General features: G+C 75.9%; 24 protein-coding genes and 2 tRNA genes. 10 read left to right on the top strand and 16 right to left on the bottom strand.

The features are described 5' to 3' along the window. Position 1: 1 nt before the first annotated feature. The 5 genes from CHC04_RS02785 to CHC04_RS02765 form a co-directional block, all read right to left on the bottom strand. On the bottom strand, positions 2 to 187 hold the full coding sequence (locus CHC04_RS02785) for a ferredoxin (RefSeq protein WP_089402330.1): 186 nt from the start codon (positions 185 to 187) through the stop codon (positions 2 to 4). Further along, positions 187 to 1,488: a cytochrome P450 gene (locus tag CHC04_RS02780; protein WP_245816936.1), complete on the bottom strand. Its 1,302-nt coding sequence runs from the start codon at positions 1,486 to 1,488 to the stop codon at positions 187 to 189. Before CHC04_RS02780 ends, CHC04_RS02785 begins: the two co-directional genes overlap by 1 nt. A gap of 105 nt (positions 1,489 to 1,593) precedes the next feature. Then, positions 1,594 to 1,881 carry a GNAT family N-acetyltransferase gene (locus CHC04_RS02775; protein ID WP_089402329.1) on the bottom strand — a complete coding sequence of 96 codons (288 nt, stop codon included), beginning with the start codon at positions 1,879 to 1,881 and terminating at the stop codon, positions 1,594 to 1,596. Between the two features lie 96 nt (positions 1,882 to 1,977). After that, a tRNA-Met gene (locus tag CHC04_RS02770) sits at positions 1,978 to 2,054 on the bottom strand. Positions 2,055 to 2,123: 69 nt separating this feature from the next. Beyond that, positions 2,124 to 2,948 carry a hypothetical protein gene (locus CHC04_RS02765; RefSeq protein WP_089402328.1) on the bottom strand — a complete coding sequence of 275 codons (825 nt, stop codon included), beginning with the start codon at positions 2,946 to 2,948 and terminating at the stop codon, positions 2,124 to 2,126. A gap of 270 nt (positions 2,949 to 3,218) precedes the next feature. Here CHC04_RS02765 and CHC04_RS24450 point away from each other — a divergent pair, with 270 nt between their 5' ends. The 4 genes from CHC04_RS24450 to CHC04_RS02745 all read left to right on the top strand — a co-directional run bounded on the left by CHC04_RS24450 (position 3,219) and on the right by CHC04_RS02745 (position 8,464). Next, entirely contained in the window at positions 3,219 to 4,337 is a 1,119-nt protein-coding gene (locus tag CHC04_RS24450; protein ID WP_089402649.1) for a sensor histidine kinase, read from the top strand. Beyond that, entirely contained in the window at positions 4,334 to 4,993 is a 660-nt protein-coding gene (locus CHC04_RS24445; RefSeq protein ID WP_089402327.1) for a response regulator, read from the top strand. The genes CHC04_RS24450 and CHC04_RS24445 overlap by 4 nt, the downstream gene beginning before the upstream one ends. 72 nt (positions 4,994 to 5,065) lie before the next feature. Then, the gene (locus tag CHC04_RS02750) at positions 5,066 to 7,903 is read left to right on the top strand and encodes an ATP-binding protein (protein ID WP_089402326.1); all 2,838 of its coding nucleotides are present in this window, start codon (positions 5,066 to 5,068) and stop codon (positions 7,901 to 7,903) included. Between the two features lie 96 nt (positions 7,904 to 7,999). Continuing rightward, positions 8,000 to 8,464 carry an ester cyclase gene (locus CHC04_RS02745; RefSeq protein WP_089402325.1) on the top strand — a complete coding sequence of 155 codons (465 nt, stop codon included), beginning with the start codon at positions 8,000 to 8,002 and terminating at the stop codon, positions 8,462 to 8,464. Between the two features lie 109 nt (positions 8,465 to 8,573). Here the strand turns inward: CHC04_RS02745 and CHC04_RS02740 are convergent, their stop codons facing one another. Further along, complete coding sequence (locus CHC04_RS02740; protein WP_176449801.1) at positions 8,574 to 9,257, bottom strand: TMEM175 family protein; 684 nt, start codon at positions 9,255 to 9,257, stop codon at positions 8,574 to 8,576. 621 nt (positions 9,258 to 9,878) lie between these two features. On the opposite strand from CHC04_RS02740, the gene CHC04_RS02735 reads away from it, so the two are divergent. Then, on the top strand, positions 9,879 to 10,868 hold the full coding sequence (locus CHC04_RS02735; RefSeq protein WP_089402323.1) for a sensor histidine kinase: 990 nt from the start codon (positions 9,879 to 9,881) through the stop codon (positions 10,866 to 10,868). Positions 10,869 to 10,903: 35 nt separating this feature from the next. On the opposite strand, the gene CHC04_RS02730 is transcribed toward CHC04_RS02735, so the two are convergent. The 3 genes from CHC04_RS02730 to CHC04_RS02720 all read right to left on the bottom strand — a co-directional run bounded on the left by CHC04_RS02730 (position 10,904) and on the right by CHC04_RS02720 (position 15,934). Then, positions 10,904 to 13,489 carry a SpoIIE family protein phosphatase gene (locus CHC04_RS02730; protein ID WP_089402322.1) on the bottom strand — a complete coding sequence of 862 codons (2,586 nt, stop codon included), beginning with the start codon at positions 13,487 to 13,489 and terminating at the stop codon, positions 10,904 to 10,906. A gap of 694 nt (positions 13,490 to 14,183) precedes the next feature. Next, positions 14,184 to 14,810, bottom strand: a complete 627-nt coding sequence (locus CHC04_RS02725; RefSeq protein ID WP_217897138.1) for a response regulator transcription factor — start codon at positions 14,808 to 14,810, stop codon at positions 14,184 to 14,186. Next, a complete protein-coding gene (locus tag CHC04_RS02720; protein WP_089402321.1) occupies positions 14,807 to 15,934 on the bottom strand; it encodes a sensor histidine kinase in 1,128 nt (375 codons plus the stop codon). Before CHC04_RS02720 ends, CHC04_RS02725 begins: the two co-directional genes overlap by 4 nt. A gap of 86 nt (positions 15,935 to 16,020) precedes the next feature. Here CHC04_RS02720 and CHC04_RS02715 point away from each other — a divergent pair, with 86 nt between their 5' ends. From CHC04_RS02715 to CHC04_RS02695, 5 genes are all read left to right on the top strand, one after another. Next, complete coding sequence (locus CHC04_RS02715) at positions 16,021 to 16,356, top strand: DUF2568 domain-containing protein (RefSeq protein WP_089402320.1); 336 nt, start codon at positions 16,021 to 16,023, stop codon at positions 16,354 to 16,356. Between the two features lie 24 nt (positions 16,357 to 16,380). After that, the gene (locus CHC04_RS02710) at positions 16,381 to 17,055 is read left to right on the top strand and encodes a hypothetical protein (protein ID WP_089402319.1); all 675 of its coding nucleotides are present in this window, start codon (positions 16,381 to 16,383) and stop codon (positions 17,053 to 17,055) included. A gap of 31 nt (positions 17,056 to 17,086) precedes the next feature. Beyond that, positions 17,087 to 17,410 carry an antibiotic biosynthesis monooxygenase family protein gene (locus CHC04_RS02705; RefSeq protein ID WP_176449800.1) on the top strand — a complete coding sequence of 108 codons (324 nt, stop codon included), beginning with the start codon at positions 17,087 to 17,089 and terminating at the stop codon, positions 17,408 to 17,410. Positions 17,411 to 17,849: 439 nt separating this feature from the next. Beyond that, a complete protein-coding gene (locus CHC04_RS02700) occupies positions 17,850 to 19,184 on the top strand; it encodes an MFS transporter (RefSeq protein WP_089402317.1) in 1,335 nt (444 codons plus the stop codon). Beyond that, complete coding sequence (locus CHC04_RS02695; protein WP_089402316.1) at positions 19,181 to 20,941, top strand: NAD(P)/FAD-dependent oxidoreductase; 1,761 nt, start codon at positions 19,181 to 19,183, stop codon at positions 20,939 to 20,941. The genes CHC04_RS02700 and CHC04_RS02695 overlap by 4 nt, the downstream gene beginning before the upstream one ends. 320 nt (positions 20,942 to 21,261) lie before the next feature. Here CHC04_RS02695 and CHC04_RS02690 read toward each other — a convergent pair whose 3' ends face one another. From CHC04_RS02690 to CHC04_RS02660, 7 genes are all read right to left on the bottom strand, one after another. Continuing rightward, positions 21,262 to 21,855, bottom strand: coding sequence for a TIGR03086 family metal-binding protein (locus tag CHC04_RS02690; RefSeq protein ID WP_089402647.1), 594 nt, complete (start codon positions 21,853 to 21,855; stop codon positions 21,262 to 21,264). An 80-nt stretch (positions 21,856 to 21,935) separates the two neighbouring features. Beyond that, positions 21,936 to 22,760, bottom strand: a complete 825-nt coding sequence (locus tag CHC04_RS02685; protein ID WP_089402315.1) for a CPBP family intramembrane glutamic endopeptidase — start codon at positions 22,758 to 22,760, stop codon at positions 21,936 to 21,938. After that, entirely contained in the window at positions 22,757 to 23,098 is a 342-nt protein-coding gene (locus CHC04_RS02680) for a response regulator (protein WP_089402314.1), read from the bottom strand. Before CHC04_RS02680 ends, CHC04_RS02685 begins: the two co-directional genes overlap by 4 nt. Next, positions 23,095 to 23,610: a hypothetical protein gene (locus tag CHC04_RS02675; RefSeq protein WP_089402313.1), complete on the bottom strand. Its 516-nt coding sequence runs from the start codon at positions 23,608 to 23,610 to the stop codon at positions 23,095 to 23,097. Before CHC04_RS02675 ends, CHC04_RS02680 begins: the two co-directional genes overlap by 4 nt. Positions 23,611 to 23,717: 107 nt before the next feature. Further along, a complete protein-coding gene (locus CHC04_RS02670) occupies positions 23,718 to 25,355 on the bottom strand; it encodes a sensor histidine kinase (protein WP_089402312.1) in 1,638 nt (545 codons plus the stop codon). Next, positions 25,352 to 26,038, bottom strand: a complete 687-nt coding sequence (locus CHC04_RS02665) for a response regulator (RefSeq protein ID WP_245816935.1) — start codon at positions 26,036 to 26,038, stop codon at positions 25,352 to 25,354. Before CHC04_RS02665 ends, CHC04_RS02670 begins: the two co-directional genes overlap by 4 nt. Before the next feature lie 130 nt (positions 26,039 to 26,168). Next, positions 26,169 to 26,245 (bottom strand) — tRNA-Met (locus CHC04_RS02660). Positions 26,246 to 26,287: the final 42 nt, after the last annotated feature.

Raw genomic sequence — 26,287 nt, 5'->3', positions numbered from 1 at the left:
GTCACTCGGCCAGCGACAGCGCCCCGGTCGGGCACTGGGACACCGCGTCCCGGACCGCGGCGGCGGCGTCGGGGTGCTCCTGCAGCACCCGGACGGCGCCGTCGTCGTCGACCTCGAAGACGTCGGGGGCCAGCAGCTCGCACTGGCCCGAGCCCACGCAGACCTCCCGGTCGGCGGTGACCCGCATCAGCGCTCCCCGCCCAGGCGCGCCGGCAGCCGCTTGAGGCCGTTGACGAACGACGACGCGAGCCGGTCCGGCGGGCCGGTGACCTCGAGGTCGGGCAGCTGGTCGAAGACCGCGCGGAAGGTCACCTGCAGCTCACGGCGGGCCAGGTGCGCGCCCAGGCAGAAGTGCGGTCCCTTGGACCCGAAGCCGACGTGCGGGTTGGGGTCGCGGCCGACGTCGAAGCGCTGCGGGTCGGCGAACACCTCCGGGTCGCGGTTGGCCGCGGCGTAGAACAGCAGGAACTTCTCGCCGGCGGTGAAGCGGTGCCCGCCGATCTCGCCGTCCTGCGTGGCGGTGCGCCGCATCCAGGTGACCGGGCTGACCCAGCGGACCACCTCCTCGACGCCGGTGCGGTCCAGCGCGGGGTCGGCCGCCCAGCGCGCCCACTGGTCGGGGTGTTCCGACAGCGCGAGCAGCCCCTGGGAGATGGCGTTGCGGGTGGTCTCGTTGCCCGCCACCAGCAGCAGGATGAAGAACGAGGCGATCTCCTGGTGCGAGAGCTGCTCGCCGTCGACCTCGGTGGTGACCAGCGCGGTGGTGAGGTCGTCGCGCGGCTCGGCCAGCCGCTCGGCCGCCAGCCGCTCCATCAGCGCGGCCATCTCCATGCCGGCGGTGAGGAACGCGGTCAGCGGGTCGTCGTTCTCGATGAGCTCCGGGTCGCCGCCGGAGAGGATGACGTTGGAGTTGGCCAGCACCGACGGTCGGTCCTGCTCGGGGACGCCCATCATGTCGCAGATGACCCGCAGCGGGATCGGCGCGGCGATGTCGGCGACGACGTCGATCGCGCCGTCGCTCGCCGCCGCCGTCGCCCGGGCGCGGGCGAGGACGTCGTCGACGACGGCGCGCACCGAGTCCAACGTCCGCTCGAGCATCCGCGGGGTGAACGTCTTCGAGACGATCCGGCGGAGCCTGGCGTGCCGCGGGTCGTCCATGCTGATCAGCGAGCCGTAGAACTCGTGCAGCTCGGCCGGGACGTCCTGCATGGACACCGCGCCCCTGCCGGAGCAGAACACCGCCGGCTGGGAGCTGATCGCCTCGAGGTGGGCGTAGCGGGTGACCGCGTGGTAGCCGGGCCCGGCCGGGATGCCGGGGAGATCGGGCTCGGCGAAGAAGGCGAACGGCCGCTCCCGCCGCAGCCGGTCGAAGGCGGCGTGCCGGTACCCCGGCGGCGTCGTCCACCAGTCCCGGTCGGACAGGTCGACGGTGCTCATGTCGACGTCGGCGGGCTCGGCGTCGGCCGGGGGCACGGCTGCGATGGTCACGGGCGACTCCCTCGTCGAAACGGTCACCGTTGACCGCACGCTAGAGAGACGCGCCTGTGGCAGGCAACACACCCGGGCGCGTCGGGTGGGTCGGGCGCCGGCCGGTCAGGAGTCCCGCGCGACCAGGTCCCGGTACTCGGGGTGCCGCTCGATCCAGCCGCGCACGAACGAGCAGTGCGGCACCGCGCGCAGGCCCCGGGACCGGACGTCGTCGAGGGCGCCGCGGACCAGCGTGCTGCCCAGCCCCGAGCCCTCGGCGTGCGGGTCGACCTCGGTGTGGGTGAACACCACCTCCTCGCCGCGGCGCCGGTAGGCGGCCAGGCCCAGCAGGCGGTCGCCGTCGCGGATCTCGTAGCGCTCGGCGTCGGGGGCGTCGTGCACGGTGGGCTCCATGCCCGGGGCCAACCGGCCGTGGGCCGGCGGTGTTCCGGAGCCAGGCGGCGGAGACGACGAGGGCCCCGGAGCGTCTGCTCCGGGGCCCTCGTGCGGTGGTAGCGGGGACAGGATTCGAACCTGTGACCTCTGGGTTATGAGCCCAGCGAGCTACCGAGCTGCTCCACCCCGCGTCGGTGACTCCACTGTACACGTCCCCGCGCGGGTGCCGGCGGGCCCCGGCGAGGGGCCCGCCGGACCGCTCAGCCGCCGGCGGGCGTGCCGCGGCCCCCGGTCACGGCCTGCCCTCCTCCGGACGGGCCCGGCGTCGTGCCCACCGGAGGCGGGGGCGCGGCGGGGCGCGGGCGCGCGGCCGGCCAGTCCTCGACCGGGCGGACGAGCGCCGGGCGCAGGAGCAGCACGGCCAGCAGGCTCACGACCAGGCCGGCGCCGACGACGGCCCACCCGATGCCGGTGAGCGCGGGCAGCTCGGCGCCGATCCGGGCGCGCACGTCGACCCCGGCGGAGCCGTCGGCGTCCATCACCACGAACACCCAGTCGCCGTCGGCGGGGTCCCAGGTCAGCTGCTGCGGTCCGGTACCGGCGACCTGCGCGGTCCAGAAGTCCTGGTCCCCGGGCGGTCCGGGCGGCGGGCCGCCGGGGATCTCGTCCTCGGCGTCGGCCGGGCCGTCGAAGCCGAGCCCGTCGACGGCGGTCCGCCGGACGCCGTCGAGGTAGGCCCGCGCGTCCGCGGCCGGCGCGATCCCGACGAAGACCTCCTCGGCCGTCTCCGGGGTGACCTCGATCCGGGCGGTGCCCAGGGCCGAGCCGACGGGGAGCCAGTCGGGGCCGGCGCGCAGGTCGATCCGGTCGCTGACCAGGGCGGAGCCGGGTGAGACGAAGCGCTCCTCGGGGCTGGTGACGAAGCCGCCGGAGCGGTGCGCGTCGGCCCACAGCAGCACTCCCCCCGCGGTCCCGAGGGCCAGCCCGGGCAGCAGGAGCAGGACGCCGAGGACGAGCGCGACGGCCCGTCCGGCACGGCTCGCCCGGCCGGGCGGGGTCCACGTGGGCTGTCGGACGTCGGTCACGGTGCACCTCCGGGAGTGGGGGCGCCGCGATCCCCGCGACGCCGCGGTGCCCGAGCGTGGCGCCGCCGCGCTGCCGGCCACGAGCCCCGCGCGGGTCCCGTGCGGCACCGCGGGAGTGGTCCGCGGCGCCCGGCCGGCACCCGGGTGAGGGACCACGGCTCCCTCGCGGGAGGGAGGCGGACGCCCCCGCGCGGGTCTCCCCCCGGGCCGCGGCCGGCGGGACGATGGGAGGTGTCGCCGTCCTCCTCCCCCGCGCCCGGGACCGGGGCCGTGAGCCGCACGGACGCGGCGCTCGCCGGCGTGCTGGTCCTCGCCACGGTCACCGTCACCCTGGCGGTGCCGGCGGGCCCGCCCTACCGGCCGGTGGACGCCGCGGCCGTCGCGCTGGCCGCGGCCGGCCCGCTGGCCCTGCTGTGGCGGCAGGCCGCGCCGCTCGCGTCGCTCGTCGCGGCCGACGCCGTCGTGGTGGTCAACGCGGCGGCCGGGTACTCCATCGGCTACCTCCCCTGGCCGGCCTGGATCGCCCTGTTCACCTGCTTCGCCGCGGGCGGGCGGCGGCTGCGGCTGGCGGCCGCCGCGGTCGCCGTCCTGGGCGCCGCCGGGTACGTGACCCTCGACCGCGTCGACTCGCTCGCCGCCCTGCCCGACATCGCGATGACCTCGCTGGTCGCGGTGGTCGCCGGCGAGCTCAGCCGGCGCCGTGCCCTGGCGGCGGCCGCCGGCGCCCGGGAGGCGGCGGAGAGCCGGGCGCAGGCGCTGGCGGCCGAGCGGCTGCTGCTGCAGGAGCGCGGCCGGCTGGCCCGCGAGCTGCACGACTCCCTCGGGCACACGGTGAACGTCATGGTCATGCAGGCCGGGGTGGGACGGCGGGTGTTCGACGACAACCCCACCTTCGCGCGCGAGGCGCTGGGGTCGATCGAGTCCGCCGGGCGCTCCGCGCTCGACGAGCTCGACCGGCTGCTGCGCGTGCTGCAGCCGCTCGAGCGCAGGGCGCGGGCCGGACCGTTCGCCCCGACCGTGGCCGACCTGGAGGAGCTCGCCGACCGGATCCGGGCGACCGGCCGCCCGGTCGAGCTGCACACCGACGGCGGGCCGCTGTCCGCCGGCGCCGCGCGGGCGCTGTACCGGATCGTGCAGGAGGCCCTCACCAACGCCGTCCGGCACACCCCCTCCGGGCCGATCCGGGTGGAGGTCTCGCGGGTGGCCGACCGGGTGCTGCTCGACGTCACGAACGAGGGGCGCGACCTGCCCGACCCGGTCCCGGGGCGCGGGCTGGTCAACATGCGCGAGCGGGCCCGGCTCGAGGGCGGCGAGCTGGAGGCCGGCCCGGTGGAGGGCGGGTTCCGCGTGCACGCGGTGCTGCCGGCCGGCACGGGGGTGCCGGCGTGATCCGCGTGCTGCTGGCCGACGACGACCGGCTGGTGCGCAGCGGCCTGCGCGCGCTCCTCGACGCCGAGGACGACCTCACCGTCGTCGGCGAGGCGGCCGACGGCCGGGAGGCGGTCGACCGCGCCCGGGCGCTGCGGCCCGACGTCGTGCTCATGGACGTCCGGATGCCCCGGGTCGACGGGGTCGCCGCCACCCGGGAGATCGTGTCCTGGCCGCGACGCCCGCGGGTCCTCGTGCTCACCACCTTCGACCTGGACGAGGTCGTCGACGACGCGCTCGACGCCGGGGCGGACGGCTTCCTGCTCAAGCGCGCCACCCCGGAGCAGCTGGTCGACGGCATCCGCACGGTCTACGCCGGGGACGCGCTCGTCGCCCCGGCGGTGACCCGCCGGCTGCTGGCCGTCCACGCCGCCCGCCGGCCCGCCGACCCCGAGCGGCTGCGCGCGGCCGCCGCGCTCACCGAGCGCGAGGTCGAGGTGCTGCGCGCGATGGCCGAGGGACTGTCCAACGCCGAGATCGCCGCCCGCGTGTGGCTCTCGCCGGAGACGGTCAAGACCCACGTGAAGGCCGTCCTCGGCAAGCTCGGGGTGCGCGACCGCACGCAGGCGGTGGTGTGGGCCTACCGGACCGGCTTCGTCGGCCCCGGGACCGACTGATCCGGAGCCGGCCGAGCCGGGACCGCGCGCGGACCCCTCCGCCCGCCGCGGCGGTTCCGGCAGACTCCCGGGATGGCCGCCGCGCTCTGCCCGGAGCTGGTCGGACGGCACGCCGAGCTCGAGACGCTGCGGTCCCTGCTGACGGCGTCGTCCGGGCACGTGCTGGCCGTCGTCGGCGAGGCCGGCGTGGGCAAGTCACGGCTGGTCGAGGAGCTGGCGGCGACCGCCTCCGGCCGTGGCTGGCTCGTGCTGCGCGGCCGGGCGACGGCCGGGGCGGCCGTGCCGTACCGCCCGGTGCAGGAGGTGCTCCTGGCCGCGAGCCGCCGCGGCGGGCCGCCGGAGGACGCCGGGCTGGCGCCCTTCCGGCCGGCGCTGGGGCGCCTGGTCCCGCAGTGGCGGGACGAGGGCGGCGGCGGCGTCGAGTCCGGCGTCGTCGTCGCCGAGGGGGTGCTCCGCGTGCTCGACGCGGCCGGCCGGCACGGCGGCTGCGGGGTCCTGGTGGTCCTGGAGGACCTGCACTGGGCCGACCGGGAGTCGCTCGCCGTCCTGGAGCACCTCGCCGACCACGGCGCCGGCTGCGCGCTGCGGGTGGTCGTCACCGCGCGACCCGAGCCCGGCCCCGGGCGGGACGTCGTCGCGGCCCTGGCCGCCCGGCGCGAGCTGCGCGTGGTGGAGCTCGCGCCTCTCCCCGACGAGGACGTCGCCCGCATGGCGCGCGCCTGCCTGGGCACCGGCACCCTCCCCGACGGGCTGTCCGCCGTCCTCGCCCGCGCCGGCGGCCTGCCGTTGCTGGTCGAGGAGCTCCTCGGTGGCGGTGCCGTGGAACTCGTGGCGGGCCGGTGGACGGTGCCCGAGCACGCGCCCTGGGTGGTCCCGCGCAGCCTCGCCGACGCCCTCGCGTGGAAGGTCGCCGAGCTCCCGGTGCCCGACCGGCTCGTCCCGCGCGCGGCCGCCGTGCTCGGCCGCGACGTCGACTCCGCCCTCCTGGCCGCGCTGCTCGGCCGGCCGGCCGTCGGGGTGGAGGAGGTGCTCGAGCGGTGCGTCGAGCTGCAGCTGCTGGTGCGGGACGACGAGGCGGGCTACCGGTTCCGGCACGCGCTGACCCGCGACACGGTGCTCGCCCAGCTCGGTCCCGCGTCGCGGGCCGCGCTGGCCGGCCGGGCGCTGGATCTGGTCCGGGCGGCGCACCCCGGGCTCCCCGGCCCCTGGTGCACCGTGGCCGCCGAGCTGGCCCGGTCGGCCGGGGACGGCGCCGAGGCGGCCCGGCTGCTGCTGACGGCCGCCCGCCGGGCGCTGGAGGAGGGGGCGCTGACCACCGCCGGGGAGGTCGCGGCAGCGGCAGCCCGGCTGTGCGGCGGGGCGCCGGACCTGCGGCAGGAGGTCGACGAGCTCCGCGTGGCGGTGGCCGCCGCGGCCGGTGACGTCGACGCGACGCTGGCCCTGGGCGCCGACCTGCTCGCGTGGTGCACCCCCGCCGTGGGGGCGCGGGTGTCGCTGCGCGTGGCGGAGGCCGCGACGGCGGCCGGCCGGTGGGACGACGCCTCCGCGGCCCTGGCCCGCGCCCGGGCGCTGGTCACCGACGCCGCCACCGCGGCGCGTCTGGACGGCGTCGCGGCGCGGGCGCTCATCGGCGCCGGCCGGGTGGCGGAGGCGCGGGCCGCGGCCGGGCGCGCGCTGGACGCCGCGGAGGAGCTCGGCCTGGCCGACGCCACCTGCGAGGCCCTCGACGTCCTGGGCCGGATCGCCCGCAACGAGGACCTGCAGCGCGCCGAGGAGTTGTTCACCCGGCAGCTGCAGGTGGCCGAGCAGGCGGCGCTGCCGCTGTGGCAGATCACCGCCGCCCACGAGCTCGGCGCCATCGACCTGGTGCGCGGCAACGACGTCGGGCGCCTGCGGCAGGCGCGCGACCGGGCCGCACGGGCCGGCGCGGTGTCCACGCTGGTCGTCATCGAGCTGCAGATCGCCGGCTCGGGGTACCTCAGCTGGGACGTCGGGCCGGGGGTGGTCGCGGCCCGCCGCTGCCAGGACACCGCACGGGGCAGCGGCCTGGGGCTGCCGTTCGCCGAGGCGTGCGTGGTGGAGTCGGCGCTGCACGCCATCGCCGGCGACCGGGCGGCGATGGAGGCCGCCTTCGCCCGCATCGGCGAGGCCGGGGTGCCGCTCCCCGAGCACGACGCCTCCGCGCACGCCCGGTGGGCCTTGTACTCCCTCGTCCGCGACGAGCGGGCCGCGGCACTGGCCTCCTTCGACGCCGCCGTCGCGGCGTCACGGCCGGTCCCCAGCCCCTACCTGCGCTTCTTCTGGTTCTACTGGGTGCTGCTGCGCAGCCTCGACGGGGGCGAGGAGGCGGCCGCGGCAGCGCGCGCCGAGGTGCGGCCGCGGACCCCGCCGGGCACCGTCGGCGCCGCGCTGCTCGGGTATGCCGACGCGGTCGCCGCGGCCCGGGCCGGGCGGCGGGACGAGGCCGAGCGCCTGGTCGCGGATGCCCGGCGGCAGCTCGACCCGCCCGGCTGCCGGGCGCAGCGGCACCTGGCCGACCGCCTGGTCGCCGAGTCGGCGCTCGCCGGCGGCTGGGGCGCGCCGGTCGAGTGGCTGACCGAGGCCGCCCGCTTCTACCGCGCCGCCGGCCAGGTGCACCTCGAGCGGGCCTGCCGGTCGCTGCTGCGCACGGCGGGCGCTCCGCTGGTGCTCCGGGACGCCGGGCACCGCGCGGTGCCGCCGGCGCTGGCGGAGAAGGGCGTCACCGACCGGGAGGCCGACGTCCTCGCGCTCGTGGCTGAGGGCCTGACCAGCACCGAGATCGCGCGCCGGTTGTTCATCTCGCCGCGGACCGTCGACAAGCACGTCGAGCGGCTGCTGGCCAAGACCGGCCTGGGCCGGCGCACCGAGCTGCGGCACCTGCGTACGTAGTCGCGCCGACGCGGGTACGCGCCGATCCCCGATGTCAGGGGACGTCGGGACGAGCAGGCTCTGCGTCGTCCGCAGATCTCGCGAGAGGAGCCCCCGATGACCGGACAGCCCGTCGACCCCAAGGCGTTCATCCTCGGCGTCACGGAGGTCTTCAACCAGCACGACCCGGACCGGGCCGCCGCCTTCTACGCGGAGGACGCCGAGGTCGTCAACCACGGCACCGGCCGGCGCGTGGTCGGGCGCGCGGCGATCCGCGAGGACCTCGCCGCCCTCATGGCGGCGGCCGACGACCTGCGCATCGAGAAGACCGTCGTCGTCGGCGACGGGGACGTCTTCGCCGACGAGTTCCTCCTGATCGGGACCCACACCGGCCCGCTGGCCGGCATCCCCGCCACCGGCCGCCCGTTCCGCCTCGCCCACGCCGCCTTCGGCTGGGTGCGGGACGGGCGGATCGTCCGGCACCACCTGCACTGGAACCCGGCCGACCTGTTCGCCCAGCTCGGCGTGGTGCCCGGCGAGGCGCCCGCCGTCCCGGCCGGGGCCGGCGCACCCGCCGGCTGACGGGAACCCGGCACGACAACACCCGCCACGACGCACCGGACCCCGGTCCTCCAGCTGGAGGACCGGGGTCCGGTCCCGAGCCGCGGGGACCGGCCCGGACCACCGGAGCTCACGACGGCACAGCCGCTCGGCGCGCGGCCACCAGGCGCGCGACGGGTAGCACGACCAGCCAGCAGGCGACCGCGGCGCCCAGGCCGAGGAAGGCGGCGCCGATGGAGGCGGCGAACACGGCGGTCGTGGCGAAGGCGCGTCGGGTGATCGCCCGCCGCTCGTCGACGCTGAGGGCGTCCTCGACCAGCTGCCGGTGCACCGCGTACAGCCACGTGCCGGTCATGGCGGTGCTGGTGAGGGTCAGGCTGGCGGCGTAGAAGACGACCGGGAAGGCGTCCTCCGCAGTGGTGTGCGAGCCGAGCAGCGCTGCGGGGAACGGCACGAACGCCACCGTCAGCAGGGCCACCAGGTTGCACCAGATGAGCCCCGTGTCGTGCCGGCGGATGTGCCCGAACGTGCGGTGGTGGGCGATCCAGAACTGGCCGATGACCAGGAAGCTGACGGCGAAGGTGAGCACGGTGGGCCACAGCTCCCAGACCTGCCGCGCGAGCCCGTGGCCGGTCTCGGGCAGCTCGATCTCGGCGGTCAGCGGCAGGACCAGCAGCGTGATGGCGATCGCGAACACGGCGTCGCTGAAGAAGACGACCCGCTCGAAGCCCAGCGAGGACTCCCCGGCCGGGTACGGCTCCGCCGCGGCCGTGAGGTCGGCTGCCTCGGAGGGTGAGCGCTGCGCACGCGTCATGTCCGGCTCCCTGCTGTCCGCGTCGCCGGGCCGAGTACCGGCGGTCGTCGATGGCGGCCTCATGCTGCCCGCATCGCGGACCTGTGGGGCACGGGAGCGCCACGGCGCCGCAGCCGCACGATCGAGCCGCCGACCATGGGCAAGGGCGCCGTTCGCGCCCTCGGCCCCACCTGAACGGCCCCGAGCCGCAGCACCCGGACGACAGGGACGGGAGCCGCGCGCATCGCCGCACCGGCCGGCACGAGGCCGGGCTCGCGAGGTGGTCGTCCGGGTGGGAGCCCGCCGGAGCGTGCCACTCCCCGCTCTCGTGCCGGCCAGGCGGTCCTGGTCGCCGCACCCGTGGGTGGACCAGGCCGGTGCGGTGCTGCTGGGCCGACCGGACGCCCTCGCTGTCGTCACCGGCCTGGCCGACCGGACCCGGGGACGACAGCACGGCGCAGCACCACGGGTTCGGCAACGTGGCCCGCGCGCTCGGGTGCTCGCGGTACCGGCCGGTCCGGATCCACGCCACGCGCGCGGTGACGGCGTAGCCGACCCGGGTTCGGGTACACAGGTGTCGAGCGGCACCGTGAGGACGTTCGCCCTCGCAGGGACGGCCAGTGGCACGGGGAGACGGAAGCGTTGCACTCACGCGGTCCCACCCACGTCGACGGCGGCCAGGACGTCGCCGCCGACGGCGCGACCCCCGGCTTCCGGCACGACGCCTCGTTCTACGACTCCGCCGAGGACCTCGCCGCGGTGGCCGCTCCGTTCCTGCTCGAGGGCCTGGACGCCGGTGACGGTGCGGTGCTCGCCGTCAGCCCGGAGTCCACGTCCGTCCTGCGGGAGGCGCTCGGCAACCACCCGCTCGTCCTCGTGCTCGAGCAGCACGCCCTGTACCGCTCGCGGACGCCGACGGCGATCAGGACCTTCCGCGGGCTGGGTGAGCAGGCCGGCCCCGGCCGGCGGGTCCGCGTGGTCGGCGAGGTCGACTTCGGCGTCACCGCCGCTGACCGCACGGAGTGGCAGCGGTACGAGGCGGTGATCAACCACGCGTTCGCGGCCTCACCGCTGTGGGGGCTGTGCGTGTTCGACACCCGCCGCCTGTCCGACGCGGTGCTCGCCGGCGCCCGTGACAGCCATCCGCACCTGGTCACCGCCGCGGGGCGCGGGGCCAACCCGGACTTCGTCGACCCGGCGACCTACCTGGCCGGGCTGCCGGTGCCCGACGAGCCGTTGGAGCGCACTCCGCCGGCGCTGGCCGCCGAGGACGTCACCGACCTCATCGGCCTGCGCCACACCATCCGCCGGGTGCTGTCGGCCGTCGACGGCCCCGCCGACGTCGTCGAGGACTTCCTGCTCGCCGTCGACGAGATGACGTCGAACGGCACCCGGCACGGCCGCCGGCCGGTCGGTCTGCGGCTGTGGACTGCGCCCGGGCGGCTGGTCTGCACCATCCGCGACGCCGGCCCCGGCCCGACCGACCCGTTCGCCGGGTACGGGCCGGCGCACGGCGAGGACCTCTCCGCCGGCGGCATGGGCCTGTGGCTGGCCCGCCAGCTGTGCGACCACGTGGCGCTGCGCCGCGACGCAGACGGCTCCAGCGTCCGCCTCACCACCGGCTGGACCTGAGCACCCGCCCGGTCGACCCGGCGGGCGCGGCCGGATCAGTCGACCGGGAACCCCGGCGGTACCCGGTCGGGGCCGGCCTCGGCCGGACGCGGCCGGTCCTGCCGGTGCAGGCGGACTGCGATGAGGGCCACGTCGTCGTCGGGTGCGTCGGGCAGCATCCGGGCCAGCAGCTCGTCGCACAGCTCGTCGAGTTCGCGGCCGGCGAGGTCGGCCAGCACGGCCTGCAGCCGGGCGGTGCCGGCGTCGAGGTCGGAGGTGCGGCGTTCGACGAGTCCGTCGGTGTACAGCACGACGACGGTGTCCCAGCCGAGTGTCACCTGAGCTTCCCGGCGTGGTGCGGTGGGGTCGACCCCCAGCAGCAGGTCGGCGCGTCCGGCGGCGAGGACGGTGACCGCGCCATCGGGAGTGACCGTCATCGGCGGCGGGTGTCCGGCGTTCGACCAGCGCAGCCGGGTCAGTCCGGCGGCCTTCTCCTCGTCGGTCTGCTCCAGCCGTGCCACCACGGTGGTGGCCAGGATCTGCGATCGCAGGGTCTGCATGACCTGCTCCACCTGGCGCAGCACCGAGGCGGGGCCGTCGTGGTCCAGCGCTCCGACGGTGCGCACGATGCTGCGGATCTGTCCCATCGCCGCGGCGGCCTGCACGTCGTGGCCGGCGACGTCACCGATGACCAGCAGGGCGGCGCCGCCGGGCTGCAGGAACGCGTCGTACCAGTCCCCGCCCACCTGCGCGGCCTGTCCGGCGGGCACGTACCGGACGGCGATCTGCAGGTGGCCGGGTTCCGCCGGCGGGGTGAGCAGGGATCGCTGGAGCCCCTCGGCCAGGCCCCTCTGCTGACGGAACAGGCGGGCGTTGTCCAGCACCAGCCCGGCGCGGGCGGCGATGTGCCGTGCGGTGACCAGGTCCTCGGCGTCGAACACACCGCGGTTGCCGTCCGTGACCAGGCTGAGCAGCCCGACCGGACCGTCGCGGCCGGGCAGCGGGAGCACGGCGATCGACTCCGGCGCCAACTGCCGAACCAGGTCGCGCACCGGGCCCGGCTGCATCATCGCCTCGCCCTGCGCCGTGGCGTCCTGGGTCACCAGCTGCGGCTGCCCCGTGCGCATCGCCCGGACGAACAGGGCGTCATCGCGCAGGGCGCCCAGGCGGCGCTGTGCGTAGGCGTCCACCACGGGGCGCAGGTGCGGGTCGTGGTGCCAGGAGGTGACGTTGCGCAGCGCACGGCGGTCGCCGCCGGCCACCTCGTCGTCGATGAGCGTGACGATGCACCAGTCGGCGATCCCGGGCACCACCAGCCGGGACAGCCGGCGGGCGGCCTCGTCGGCGTCCAGCGTCGCCGACAGCTCCTCGGTGATCCGCGACAGCAGCCGCTCCCGCTCCACGGCTCGCTCGGCCTGCTGGGCGGCCAGCGCGCGGGCGGTGATGTCCACGAAGTGCAGCGCCACTCCCGTCGTGCGGGGGACCGCGCGCACCTCGACCCACACGTCCAGCGGCTCGGGGTAGTGGGCGTCGAAGGACACCGGCTCCCCGGTGTCAGCGGCACGCCGGTAGCGCTCCTCGAACACGGTGCCCACCGTCGCCGGGAAGGCCTCCCACAGCGTGCGGCCGAGCAGCTCCTCGCGGGGGGAACCTGCGATCCGCTCCGCCTCGCGGTTGACGTGCGTGATCACCCAGTCGGTGTCCATCGCGAGGAACCCAACGGCCATCTCGTCGACGATCTGCGCGGCCTGCTCGTACGGCTCCCGCTGCGTGGTGATGTCGTGCACCACACCGACCAGGCGCCGAACGGCGGCGGCCCCGACCACCTCCCCCCGGGCGGCCAGCCAGCGGTGGGCCCCCTCGCCGAGCAGGATGCGGTACTCCGCGGCGTAGGTCCCGCCGGTGTTGACGGCGTGCTCGACCCGGGCCGTGACGTCGGTGACGTCGTCGGGGTGGACACGGGCGTAGACGTCCTCGGGGCGGCCGGTGAAGGTGGCCCGGTCCATCCCCGAGAGCTCCAGCAGCCGGTCGTCGACGGTGAGCTCGCCGGTGGCCAGGTCCATGTCGAAGGTCCCCACCTGCCCGGCGCTCAGCGCCAGCGCCCACCGGGACCGGGCGATCTCCTGCTCGGCCAGCAGGCGCCGCGCCTGGGCGGCGGTCTCGGTCGCGCGCTGCTGGGCCTGACGCAGCTGCAGCTCCGAGCTGCAGGCGCCGGCCAGGTCGGTCAGCACGGCCAGGTCGTCCTCGGACCAGGTGCGCGGCCGGCTGTCGATGGCGCACAGCGAGCCGGCCACCGTCCCGTCCGCCTCGGTGATCGGCACGCCGGCGTAGGCGATGACGTGCAGGTCGGGGATGGCCAGGTTGTCGGCGACCAGCGGCTCGGTGCGGGCATCGGTGATGACCAGCGGTGCCGCGGAGCGCACCACGTGCTGGCAGAAGGAGTGGCTCAGCGGCGTGCACCGCGTGGACTGCCACGGCTCGGGCAGTCCGACCGCGCCGGGGAACACCTGCTCGTCGGCCGACACCAGCGTCACCAGCGCGACCGGGACGTCCAGTTGCCGGCGGACCAGGCGGGCGAACCGCTCGAACGCGGGATCCGAGCGCGGGGGCAGCGCGGTGCTCGGCGGGAGCGAGCCGGACACGCATCCCCCCCGGCACCAGGACCACTCGGATCGCCGCCACCTGTCGGAGCGAGCGCGCCGAGGATACCGGGCTGACGGTGCCACCCCGGCGGCCCGATCAGGGCCTGCGCCTCGTAGCCGCTCGGCGCTACCGCCCGCGGCCGCGGGCCTGCCGCCACCACACCGGACCCACCCGGTGCAGGTCGCCGGTCCGGCTGCGCCCGCCCGGTGGCGTGGGACGGGGCCCGGATGTGGGTCCCGGCTGCAGCGGGTCCCGCTCGACCGAGGAGCCCGCCAGCGGACCGCCCGGATCGGCGGCTCGCAGTCGGTGCCGATCGCGCAGGCGACCATCGCGCCGACGAACACGGGCACGAAGCCGATGCCCAGGCCGCGGCCTGGGGAGTCGCGGCCGGGCACCACCTCGCTCATGAGGGCGGCCACCAGGCGTCCAGGGAACCGGTCCGAAACGCAGCGAAGGGGACCGACCGAACCACTGCCGGCCGTGTTCGGCGTCGCCTGTTTCCGCAGGTCGCAACCTCGTGCCCACGCACCTGCACACCCGTCGTGGTCCGTCCCCCGGCCCTCCGTCAGCACCGGGACACGACGGTGATCATGACGCCAGCGGCGGACAGCGACGCGATCCGGCCGATGCGGCGACACGTCCACCTGCCCCGCCGCCCCGTTGCGTCGTGTGGCGGTGCGGCTGCGCCCCCGGCTACGGCTGGGCGACTCCGTGCCGGTAGGCCCATCGGACCGCCTGGGCGCGGTCGCGCGCCGCGGTCTTGGCGAAGATCCGGTTGATGTGCGTCTTGACCGTCGCCTCGGACACGACCAGCCGGGTGGCGATCTCGGCGTTGGACAACCCGTGGGCGATCAGCGCGAGCACCTCCGTCTCCCGGTCGGTGAGCGGCCCGGGGCGGTGGCCGGTGGTGAGTCCCTGCAGCGCCCGGGCCTGCACCTGCGGGTCGAGCAGCGCCTGACCGGCGTCGGCGGCGGCGACGGCGCGGCTGATCTCCGCCATCCCGGCGTCCTTCGTCAGGTAGCCGCGGGCGCCGGCGCGCAGGGCGGCGAGGACGGACTCGTCGTCGGCGTGCGTGGTCAGCACCACGACCTCCACGCCCGGGTGGTCCCGACGGATCCGGCGGGTGGCCTCGACGCCGTCCACCACCGGCATCCGCAGGTCCATCAGGACGACGTCGGGCTGCCGATCGGCGACCAGCTCGAGCGCCTGTGCGCCGTCCTCGGCCACGCCGACGAGCTCGAGGTCGTCGACCAGCTCGAGCAGCGCCGTCAGTCCCTCGCGCACCAGCCGCTGGTCGTCGACGACCAGGACGCGGATCACGCCGGCACCTCCAGGCGCACCCGGAAGCCCTTCTCGGCCGGCCCGGCCTGCAGCCGCCCACCGAGCAGGGCCGCGCGCTCGGCCAAGCCGGACAGGCCGTGCCCGCCGCCGGTCTCGTGCAGCGCGACCCGCTCGCGACCGCCGCCGTCGTGCACCTCGACCACCGCGCCGTCGGGCCGCCAGTCCAGCCGGACGTGCACCGGAGCGCCGGCCGCGTGCTTGCGGGCGTTGGTCAGCGCCTCCTGCACGGTGCGGTAGACGGCCAGCGACACCTCGGGAGCCAGCGGCACCGCGTCGCCGCGGACGTCGAGGGTGCACGGCGTCCCGGTGGCCATCTCGTGCTGCGCCAGGAGCTCCGGTAGCGCGTCGGGTCCGGGTACGGCGTCCCCGCGCAACGTGGAGACCGCCTGCCGGGCCTCGGCCAGCCCGCCGCGCGCCAGCTCGTGCGCGCGGGTCAGGCCGCCGGCCAGGGGGTCGGCGGCGCGCTCGGCCCGGACGGCGAGAGCTTCCAGCTGCAGGACCAGCGCTGACAGCGTGTGTGCGAGGACGTCGTGCATCTCCCGCGAGATCCGGGCGCGCTCGGCGACTGCAGCGGAGGCCTTCTCCGCCTCCCGGCTGCGTTCCAGCTGCACGACCAGCCGGTCGGCTCGCGCGCGCTGCTCCTGCTCACTGCGCAGCAGCAACCCGAACAGGAAGAACAGCGCCGCGCCGCCGGTCACCACGGTGACGAAGACCGCGGCATTCGGCGCCTCGAGCGCCAACACGAGGTCGAAGAGGAGCACGCTGACCGCGGCGACGGCCACGGCCGTGCCGCGCGGCAGCCGCAGCGGCGCGTAGGCGACGCCGAGGTAGAGCCCGATGCCGCCGGTGCCGGTCGGGTCCCCGTGCCGGGCGGCGGCCGAGGCCACGGCCATCACCAGCAGCAGTGCCACGGTGATCCGGACCGGCGCGTCGAACCACAGCAAGAAGACCAGGGCCGCCGCTGCGTAGACCGCCACCGCCAGCGTGACGACCAGGGCGTCGCCGGAGGTCCCGAGTCCGACGCTGCTGCCGGCGTTGGCGACGACCACCAGCGCGACGACGGCGAGCCCGACCGGGAGGACCCACCGCCGCTGCCCGTGCACGGGCGACAGTCTCCACCCACGGGTGGACGCCGAAGACCAACCCGCGCGCCGACGATCCGGCGGCCCGGCGGCGCAACCGTTTCCGCATGCTCACCGCAGCGCAGGACCTCAACCTCGCCGTCCGCTTCGGGCTGGAGCTGGGACTGCTGGCCGTCGTCGCCGTCGCCTCCTGGCGAGGCGTCCGGTCGCGGGCGGCCCGGCTGGCCGCCGTCGTGCTGGTCCCGGGCGCCGTGGCGGTCGGCTGGGTGCTGCTAGTGCACGGCGCCTCCGTGCCACAGCCGGTGCAGACGGGCGCCCAACTGGGCGCCCTGGCCCTCGGCCTCCTCGCCTTCCGGCGTCTCGGTGCCCGCCTGCCCGCCACCGCTGCGGTGGCCGCGCTCGCCATCGGCAACGCCGTGCTGCTCGCCGTCTGGAACCAGTGACACCCCACCCGGAGGAGATCTGCCGTGTCCACCACCGTCCCCACCCCCGCCGCCGTGCGTTCTCCCAGCGCTCCCGCGGTCGCCGCTACCGCCTACGTGCTGTCCTGGGTCGCCGGTCTGCTGCTCGCGCCGGCCGCGCCGGGGCACGATGCGCCGCCCGCGGAGATCGCCGGCTTCTACGCCGAGCACGGGTCGGCCGTGGTGTCCTCCGCGCTGCTCGTGCACGGCACCGCCGGCCTCGCCCTCGCCGGGCTCGCGGTCGGGATCGCCCGGGTCACCGCGGTCCACGGCGGGCTGCGCCGGGCCGTGGTCGGGATCGGCCTCGGTGCTGCGGTGCTGTCCCTCCTGCAGTTCGCCCTCGCCGTTGCCGCGGTGGTCGGCCAGCACGCCGCCACGACCAGCCGCACGCTGTTGCTCGCCATCGACTCCGTCGACGTGCTCAAGATCGCCCTGCTCGCGGCCTTCGCCGCGGTCGCGACCACCGCCGCAGCGCGAGCCGGCGCCGCGCCCCGCTGGCTGCGGCTCACCGCGGCCGTCCTCGTCCCCCTGCTGCTGGTGGGCAGCGCGGCGCTGGGCGGCGTCGACGCCCTGACGCCGGTGCTCGAGGTCTCCTTGGTGCTCCTGCTCGCCTGGGCGGCTGCAGTGGGCCACCTCGTCTCCCGCTCCGCTCGCTCGCACACGCCGTCTTCCACCGCCTGATCCCGGATCCCCGTGCAAGGGGGAGGGCCCCGTGAGCTCCGCGATCCTGATCAACTGCTTCGAGGTCGCACCCGAGCAGGACGAGCGCTTCCTGCAGCTGTGGCGGCAGGCCGACGACCTGCTCCGCAGCAGGGGCGGCTACCGCACCACACGCCTGCACAGGGCGCTCGGCCCGCAGACCCGGTTCCGCTACGTCAACGTCGCCGAACTCGACTCGGTCGAGGCATGGCAGTCCGCCGTCGGCAGCCCCGACTTCACCGCGATCGCCGCCCGGATGGCCGACTTCTCCCCCTCCCCCGGCCTGTACACCGTCGAGGTGGCCTACAACACCGCAGAGCAGGAGCAGGACCGGTGACCCCCGACGTCGTGCCGCAGGCACCGGGGTCGGCCGTCCCCTCCGACCCGGGCAGCCCTCCCCTCCCCACGCAGTCCGGCACTCCATCGACTCCGGTGGTCACCTGGTGGTCGAGCACCGACATGGACACCCTGCGAGCGACGCGTCATCCGGCGTGCGCGGCCAGCTGCACCGCCGCGCTGCCCACCGCGCTGCCCACCGCGCCCGATGCCCCGTTGACGAGGACCGCTGCCTCTGGCCGGTCGACGCTGCTCCAGGGCAGCGGAGCGGCACCGGACTCGTCCCGATGTAGGACTAGGACTTCTCGACGCTGTTCCGGAGGGCCTGTTGCGACTGGTTGGGGATCGGCATCATGGGCGCCCCGTTCATGAGAACCAGGTGAACACCGGGTCCAGGCCCACGGGCCCGCTGCCGCGCCGCATGCAGGCCGGAGGACCTGATGACCGCCAACGAAGACGTCGTCACGCACCCAGCAATCCGAGCCGACCGGACCGGCATGTTCGCCCTGTGGGGCGCCAACGGGATCTCCGCGCTGGGCAGCGCGATGACCAATCTGGCGGTTCCGTGGTTCATCCTGCAGACCACCGGTAGCGCCGCCCGCACCGGGCTCGTAGCGACCGCGATGACCCTCGGCGCTGTGCTCTCCGGAGTGCTCAGCGGCCCGCTGATCGACCGCGTCGGGTTCAAGCGGTTCAGCGTCCTCACCGACGTGGCCAGCGCGTTGCTGGTCGCCGCGATCCCACTGCTCTACGCCGCCGGGGCGCTGCCGTTCTGGCTGATCCTCGTCCTGGTCTTCGTGATCACCTGCATGCAGGGACCCGGTGACGCCGCCCGGTACGCGCTGATGCCCGGACTGGCACGCCGCGCGGGCACGACCATCGAGCGGGCCAACGGCGTCGACCGCGCCGTCGCGAAGGCCACGCTGCTGGTCGGCCCGATCGTCGGCGGCGTGCTCATCGCCGTGTTCGGCCCCGAGAACGTGCTCTACGTCGACGCGGTGACCTTCGCCGCGTCCGCGGTCCTGGTCGCGCTGTTCGTGCACCCCCGGAGCCACGAGGAGGGCGCGGCCGCCCAGGCGCTGACCGGCCGCAGCTACCGGACCGACCTGCTCGTCGGGCTGAAGTTCGTGTTCTCGAACAGCCTGCTGCTGTCGATCGTCACCGTCGTCGCGGTCGCCAACGCCCTGGACGGCGCGCTGGTCACGGTGGTGCTCCCCGTCTACGCGCTCGACATCTGGGGCAGCCCCACCGCCTTCGGCGCGCTGACCTCCGCCATCGGCGGAGGCGCCCTGATCGGTGCCGCGGTCTTCGGCGCGATCGGGCACCGCATGCCCCGGCGACTGGTGTTCCTGGTCGCCGGTGCGGGCGGTGTGGTGCTGCTCTACGGCGGTCTGGCGCTGAGGCCGCCGTTCGCGCTCATGCTGGTGCTGGCCCTGCTCGGCGCCGTCGTGGCCGGCCCGATCGTGCCGCTGATCTTCAGCGTGGTGCAGACCACCACGCCGGCGGAGGTCTACGGCCGCGTGTTCGGTGCGCTGCAGTCGCTGTCGGCGTCGCTGGCCCCGATCGTCATCGCGATCGTCGGGTTCACCATCGAGGGAGCCGGCCTGGTGCCCACCATCGTCGCCCTCGGCGTCGTCTACCTGGTGGTCACCCTGGGCATGCTGCTCAACCCCGCCCTGCGCCGCCTCGACACCGACCGGACCGAGCCCGCCGCCGACCACGGCGAGCCGGCCGCGGCCACGGCGTCACCCGGACGGACCGGACCCGCGGCATGAGCGCCTCCGCCGACGACGCCCCGCTGGCCGGGCAGCAGGCACCGGTGCTGCTCGTGGTCGGCGGCGACCCAGCCGACGTGGCGATCACGGCCGCCGCGCTGGAGCACCGGTTCGCCCCGGACTACCGGGTCCGCACCGCCGGCTCGGCCGCCGCCGCGCTCGCCGATCTCGACCGACTGGGCCCGGCCGGCGAGCAGGTGGCGCTGATCGCCGCCGACCTCCATCTGCCCGACGGCGACGGCGTCGACCTCCTGGTGCAGGCCGCCGCGCGGTACCGCGGCCTCGCCCGCGTCCTGCTGTTCGACATGGACATCCACCACACCCGCATCCCGTTCACCGAGTTGCCCGCGCTGCAGCGGGCCAGCGCGCTCGGCCAGATCGACGCGTGGATGGTCAAGGGCTGGGTCAACTCCGAGGAGTGGTTCTACCCGCTGGTGCAGGAAGCGCTCAGCGCGTGGTCGCGGGCGCACCGCCCGAGCCACGTCGTCTACCGCGTCGTTGGTGAGCAGTGGGATCCCGTCTGCCACGACCTGCGGGACGGCCTGACGGTGAACGGCGTGCCCTTCACCTTCCACCTGCCCGACAGTGACGACGGCCGGCGGCTCCTGCGCGACCACGGCGTCGACGAGGTGCGGCTGCCTGCTGTCATCCGGCACGACGGCACCGTGCTGCACCAGCCCTCGCTGACCGAGCTCGCGACCTCGCACGGCGTCCAGGTCCACCCCACCGCCGACGATTACGACCTGGTCGTTCTCGGCGCCGGACCGGCCGGTCTGGCCGCCGGTGTCTACGGCGCCTCCGAGGGCCTTCGCACCCTGCTGCTGGAGGAGCGGTCGATCGGCGGACAGGCCGGCACCAGCTCCATGATCCGCAACTACCTCGGCTTCCCGCGCGGCATCAGCGGCGGAGAGCTGGCCCACCGTGCCTGGCAGCAGGCCACCCTGCTCGGTGCCGAGTTCGCCTTCACCCACTCCGTCACCGGGCTCGCCACCGACGGAGCCAGGCAGGTGCTCACCCTGGACGACGGCCGACAGGTCGCCGCCCGGGCGGTCATCCTCGCCGGCGGCGTCACCTACCGCCGCCTCGGCATACCGGAGCTGGACCAGCTGGTCGGCGCCGGCGTCTTCTACGGCGCGGCCGGGGTGACGGCTCCGGCCGTGGTCGGCGAGGAGGTCCACGTCGTCGGCGGGGCCAACTCCGCCGGACAGGCCGCCCTGCACCTGGCCCGGTACGCCGCCCGTGCCACTCTGCTCGTGCGCGGGACGTCGCTCACCGCCGGGATGTCGGACTACCTGATCCGCCAGATCGAGGCGACACCCAACATCACCGTCCGGCTGCGCACCCAGGTGGTCGGGGGCCGCGGTACCGCGCGCCTGGAGGGCCTCACCCTCCGGGACGCCGAGCGCCGCATTACCGAGGAGGTGCCGTCCGCGGCGGTGTTCGTCATGATCGGCGCCGAACCCCGCACCGACTGGCTCGCCCCCGTTCTCGCCCTCGATGAGCGCGGCTTCGTCCTCACCGACCGGGACCTGGCATCGACCGATTGGCCGCTGACACGGGAGCCCTACCCGTTCGAGACCAACCGCCCCGGGGTGTTCGCCGCCGGTGACATCCGGCACGGCTCGGCCAAGCGTGTCGCCGGTGCTGTGGGCGAAGGCTCGGTGGCCGTCGGCTTCGTGCACCGCTACCTGGCCGAACCCGCCCCGGTCCCCCCGTTGCGGATGGACCACTCCGCCGCCAGCACGACAGCCGTGTGAGACGTGCCCACTGCTTGCAGGACCGATGGAAGCACGGCAACACGAGGGGCAGTTCTCGGCGGGCACGAACCGTCCGGTCAGCGCGGTGTCGTCGTCAGCGACGTGTTCCCCGTCGGTGTCGGACGCCACAGCGCTGGGCCCCCGTGGCGGCTCAGGCCCCCGATCGTTCGGTGGCGATACGTCTGGAAGCGCTACGCCACCGCGAGGGGCGATCGATGGCCGGCAGCACCAAGAGCTCTCGCGAGTCAGAGCTGACTGGCGTCGGCGTCGGCCACACGTTGACGAGCACCAGCAGCCACAGGGCCCCGAGATCGGACGGCTCAGGCCGGCAGCGGCTCTGCGGCCGGCAGGGCGCGGCCCAGGAAGCCCAGCAGCCGCAGGTGCGCCGGAGCAGTCACGGGTACGGGCACCGCAGGTCCGAACACCCCGGGCAGCCGGAACGCATCGAACCCCATGCCCTCCATCAACGCGAGCAGCCACTCGGCCTGCGCCTGGTCGATCTGGTCGAGACGCCCGGTGGCGACGGCGAGGTCGAGTCCGTGGACGACGACCTCGGTCAGCTCGATGACCGCGCCCAGCGGCGCCGGCACCGGGCCGAGGGAGATCGTCAGCGTTCGCGCCAGCGCGCCCGGGGCTCGCCAGGCGGCCAGGACGGCGTCGGCGGCGTCGCGGTAGGCGGCGGACGGGTGTCCGTCGAGCCAGTCGTCCTCGTGCGCCCCGCCGGCGTCGGCGCCGGTCAGCTGGGCGGTGAAGATGCGCAGGCCACCGACGAGGTGGTTGGTCAGCGTGCGGACGTCCCACTCCGGGCACGGTGTCGGGTCGTTCCACCGGGTGGGAGCGATGCCGGCGACCACGGCACCGGTCGTTCCCAGCGCCGACTCGAGACGGTCGAGGACATCGGCGGGGTCAGGCATCTGCTGCACGGGATGCTCCTTCGGATTGGCGGCCGCCGGTGCGGCCGCGGTCGGTGACGAGCAGGGGTCGTGTCGCGGGGTCATGCGGCTGCGGGCAGGGCGAGCCGGCCGCGGCTGCCGATGGCGACGGCGGCGGCCACGACGGTGGTGAGGCCGGCGGCGGCCCACAGGACGGCGTGCTCGGTGCCGACCACCCCGGCGTAGCTGTAGGCGGCGTCGAAGGCGGCGTGGAACACCGCGGCGACCACGACGGAGCCGCCGGAGGCGTTGACCAGCGCGGAGATGAGCACGCTGGTGCCCACCACGCAGACGGCGAACGGCAGGAACGGCAGGCCCTCGTCTCCGGCACCGGGTACCGACAGCAGCGGCAGGTGCCACAGCGCCCAGACGACGCCGAGGAACAGGGCGGCGGGCAGCGGAGCGAGCCGGGCCTGCAGCCGCGGCAGGATCGCGCCCCGCCAGACCGCCTCCTCGGTGAGCAGGAACAGCCCGGTGCCGTAGACCAGGTAGAGCAGGGCCGAGGTCACCCCCAGCGTGTGGCCCACCTGGGTCGGCCCGCCGGCGAGCGTGACCAGCCCGACCGCCCCCGCCCCCACCAGCCCGGGGACGGCGAGTGCCAGCAGGTACCACCGCGCGCCCGCGCGGACCCGCGCCAGGCGGCCGGTCAGGTCCCGCAGGGCGGTCGTACCGCCGACCGCGAACACCACGGCGACCAGCGACGGCGGAAGGGTCCACAGCGCCAGGCCCTGCGGCAGGCGCCAGCCGAGGAGTCCGTGCGCCTGCGCGATCGCCGAGCCCCACACCAGCCAGGGACCGGCGAAGGCCGCGACCAGCAGGACGGCGAGGTGCCGTCCCCGGACCGACGGGGCGGACGCGGGCGGGTGGCGGAGGTCGGTGGCGGTCATCGGGGGCTCCTCCCGGGGACGGCGGCGGACAAGGCGGTGAGCAGGTCGTCGGTGGCGCCGTCCTTCTCGACGAAGGCCCGCGCGCCGGCGGCGAGAGTGGCGGCCCGGACGGCGCCGTCGAGGCCCAGCGCGACGACCGGGACCCGGCCGGCGAGCCGGCGCACCCGGCCGACGGCGGCGGATCGATCGGGCCGGTCGACGTCGACCAGCGCCACGTCGGCATGGGCGCCGGGCGGAACGGCCGTCACCCCAGGGTCGGTCTCCAGCAGGCGGAGCAGGCCGTCGCGCACGCGGGGGTCGGCGTCGAGGACCAGCACCCGCAGCGGGCCGGAGGTCACCGGGCGGCCGCGGGTCGGGCCCGGTGCGTGCGGAGGGCGACGAGCACGCCGGTGCTCACCGTGCGGCCGACCACCATCGCCAGCGCCATGAGCACGAAGGCGGCTGTCCAGGCGTCCGCGCCGGTGATGCCGTGGTGCACCGAGAACTCCCCCACCGCTCGAGCGCCGCCGTGCGTCGCCCACTCGGCGAACAGCACGCGGCCACCGATCACCGCGATCCACAGGGCCGCGAAGGCCGCGCCGGCCCGGATGACGGTGCGCCCCGCGTCGGCGCCCACCCGGGTCAGGCCGGTGGCGAGGACGCCGAGCAGGAGGCCGGCGCCGATCCCGATCGCCTCCAGCGCCGGGTCGTTGCCGGCGGTGGGCACGTCCCGCAGGAAGACCAGACCCGCCACGTTCACCACGAGCAGCGGGACCAGGTAGGTGGCCGGGCCGACGGCGCGGGCGCCGAGGTTGCGCAGCAGCACCCAGGCGAGCAGCGCGCCGTTGAGGATCCACTGGGTCGCCGTCATGCGACGAGCCTGGCCGGGGCCGGCGTCCCCGTCGCCGGCCGCACGGCCGGGCAGGGCCGCGATCTCCGGCCGGTCCCGGCCTCGGCCGGATGACGTAGAGCGGCCGCTCAGCCGAGCGGGACGGTGACCTCCACCCGGGTGCCGCGGCCGGGGGCCGAGCGGACGACCAGCCGGCCGCCGGCTGCTGCCGCCCTCTCCCGCATCGTCGACAGGCCCAGGTGCCCGGGTCGCGCGAGCGCCGGGTCGAAGCCGACCCCGTCGTCGGCGACGGCCAGCCGCAGCTCCCCGCCGGAGACCGTCAGCTCCACGGCGAGCCGGGTCGCACCGGCGTGCCTCAGCGCGTTGTTCAGCGCCTCCAGCGCCAGCCGGTACAGGTGCTCCTCGGCGTCCGGCGGCACCGGCACGCGGTCGGCGGGGACCGCGACGTCGACGGGGACACCGGTCCGCGCGGCCAGCGCGGCCGCCTGCTTGCCGAGCGCCGCGGCCAGCCCCTCCTCGGCCAGCGCGCCCGGCCGCAGCTCGAAGATCAGCGCCCGCATCTCCGCCAGCGCCCCGGCGGTCAGCTCGCGCAGCCGGGACACCTGCTCGGCGACGGGTTCGCCCGCGCCGATCCCGGCAGCGGCGAGGTGCCGCTCGGCGGCGCGCGCGTGCAGCGTCATCGAGAACAGCGCCTGGCTGACCGAGTCGTGCAGCTCGCGGGCGAGCCGCTGTCGCTCCACCACTGTTGCCGACTGCGCCGCCGACCCGAACAGCGCGGCGTTCTGCGCGGCGACCGCCGCCTGGTCCGCCAGCGCCACCAGGTAGGCCTCGTCGTCCTCGTCCAGGTGCGCGGCGCTGGGCAGGGCCACGTGCAGCTCGCCGAAGGTGCGCCCGGACGAGCTCAGCGGGACCACGAGCAGGTCGTCCCACGCCGCCTCCCGCCAGAAGGGCCACACCGGCTCGAACAGCGGGTCGGCGAGGGCCCGCGCGCGAAAGCCGCGACGCCGCTCGATCCGGGTGACGGCTGGTTCCTCCGGCGTCCCCACGAGCCGCTCCCAGCCGGCGGTCAGCGTGCGGGCGAGAGCGTCGCCGAGGCCCGGCGCCGCCCCCTCCCCCACGTGCGCCACCGGCGCCGGGGCACGGTCGTCGGCCCACGACACGATCGAGCACCCCACCGCCGGGGTGGTCGCCAGCACCCGCGCCACCACCTCGCGCAGCGTGACGTCCAGCGGCTGGTCGACGGTCATCCCGGCCGCGATCGCGGTGAACGCGGTGATCCGGTCCTCCAGCCGCTGCAGGGACAGCACCCGGTCGGTGGCGTCGGTGGTGATGTCGACGACGCCGACGACCTCGCCGTCGGCGAACAGCGGCGCGAAGACGACGTCCCAGTACGTCACCCCGCCCGGGACGTCGACCCGGACCGCCGCCTGGCGCACCACCCGGCCGGCGAGGGCGTGCTCGAACAGTGGCGTGACGACGTCCTCGCTGCCGGGGAGCAGGTCGTACACGTGCGCGCCGGGGGCGATCGCGCCGGGCGGGACCCTGAAGTAGTGCTCGAAGAAGCCGACCTCGGTCTTGTTGATCCGCTGCAGCCGCAGGTCGGCGCCGAAGACCATCACGCCCATCGGCGCACGGTCGAAGACCAGGTCCAGCAGCTGGGCGTCGAGGCTCGCGGCGCTGACCGGGAGCGGCTCGGCGACCGCCTCGACCGGCATCGACGTGCTGCGCAGCGAGGCCGGCAGGTCCCGGCCGGGCGCGGCGGTCACGGCCGGCCCTCCACGGGCACCAGCCCCTCCCGGACCGCCCACATCGCCGCCTGCGTGCGGCTGACCAGCCCCAGCTTGGCGAGGATGTTGGAGACGTGCGTGCGCGCGGTCCGCTCGGCCACCCCGAGGTGCCGGCCGATCTGCCGGTTGGTCCCCCCGGTGGCGAGCAGGACCAGCACCTCCCGCTCCCGGGCGGTGAGCGCGTCCACCGCTGGCCGAGGCGCCCGCAGCGCGGCGGTGAGCGCACGTGCCGCGGCCGGGTCGAGGTGCACCTCGCCGGCCACGGCGGCCCGGACGGCGGCGGCGACCTCGTCGGCGTCGGCGTCCTTGAGCAGGTAACCGGCGGCGCCCGCCTCCAGCGCCGCCCGGACCCGCTCCTCCTCCACGAACGAGGTCACCGCCACGACCTCGACCTCGGGCCACCGCCGCTTGATCTCCGCGGTGGCGGCCACCCCGTCCATCGTCGGCATCTGCAGGTCCATGAGCACGACGTCGGGCAGCTCCCCGGCGCGCTCCAGGACGGCCAGCGCCTCGAGCGCCCGCCTGCCGTCGTCGGCCTCCCCGACCACCGTCATCCCCGGCTCGGTCGCCAGGTAGGCCGCCAGCCCGGTGCGGACCACCCTGTGGTCGTCGACGAGGAAGACCCGCGCCGGCCCGGCGTCGTCGTGAGGCTGTGCTGTCACGGCCACGCATGCTGCCCCACGTCCGGCGGACGGGGGCGGGACCGCGTGACGGGCACTCCGGCGGGTCCACGGTGGAAGGCACGCACACGCGGCAGGGGCCCTCACAGTCACTGTGAGGACCCCTGTCGGTTGGTAGCGGGGGCAGGATTCGAACCTGCGACCTCTGGGTTATGAGCCCAGCGAGCTACCGAGCTGCTCCACCCCGCGTCGGTGAGACCACCATACCCCCTCCGGTCGGCGGCCCGCAGG

Source organism: Geodermatophilus saharensis, assembly GCF_900188205.1.
GTDB lineage: Bacteria > Actinomycetota > Actinomycetes > Mycobacteriales > Geodermatophilaceae > Geodermatophilus > Geodermatophilus saharensis.
The sequence above is the reverse complement of the archived record's forward strand: the minus strand, read 5'-3'. Positions and strand labels throughout refer to the sequence as shown.

Coding starts and splice junctions, on each gene's coding strand:
- CHC04_RS02785 (WP_089402330.1), bottom strand. CDS start 187: ATGCGGGTCACCGCCGACCGGGAGGTCTGCGTGGGCTCGGGCCAGTGC.
- CHC04_RS02775 (WP_089402329.1), bottom strand. CDS start 1,881: ATGGAGCCCACCGTGCACGACGCCCCCGACGCCGAGCGCTACGAGATC.
- CHC04_RS02750 (WP_089402326.1), top strand. CDS start 5,066: ATGGCCGCCGCGCTCTGCCCGGAGCTGGTCGGACGGCACGCCGAGCTC.
- CHC04_RS02745 (WP_089402325.1), top strand. CDS start 8,000: ATGACCGGACAGCCCGTCGACCCCAAGGCGTTCATCCTCGGCGTCACG.
- CHC04_RS02740 (WP_176449801.1), bottom strand. CDS start 9,257: ATGACGCGTGCGCAGCGCTCACCCTCCGAGGCAGCCGACCTCACGGCC.
- CHC04_RS02715 (WP_089402320.1), top strand. CDS start 16,021: ATGCTCACCGCAGCGCAGGACCTCAACCTCGCCGTCCGCTTCGGGCTG.
- CHC04_RS02700 (WP_089402317.1), top strand. CDS start 17,850: ATGACCGCCAACGAAGACGTCGTCACGCACCCAGCAATCCGAGCCGAC.
- CHC04_RS02695 (WP_089402316.1), top strand. CDS start 19,181: ATGAGCGCCTCCGCCGACGACGCCCCGCTGGCCGGGCAGCAGGCACCG.
- CHC04_RS02690 (WP_089402647.1), bottom strand. CDS start 21,855: ATGCCTGACCCCGCCGATGTCCTCGACCGTCTCGAGTCGGCGCTGGGA.
- CHC04_RS02685 (WP_089402315.1), bottom strand. CDS start 22,760: ATGACCGCCACCGACCTCCGCCACCCGCCCGCGTCCGCCCCGTCGGTC.
- CHC04_RS02675 (WP_089402313.1), bottom strand. CDS start 23,610: ATGACGGCGACCCAGTGGATCCTCAACGGCGCGCTGCTCGCCTGGGTG.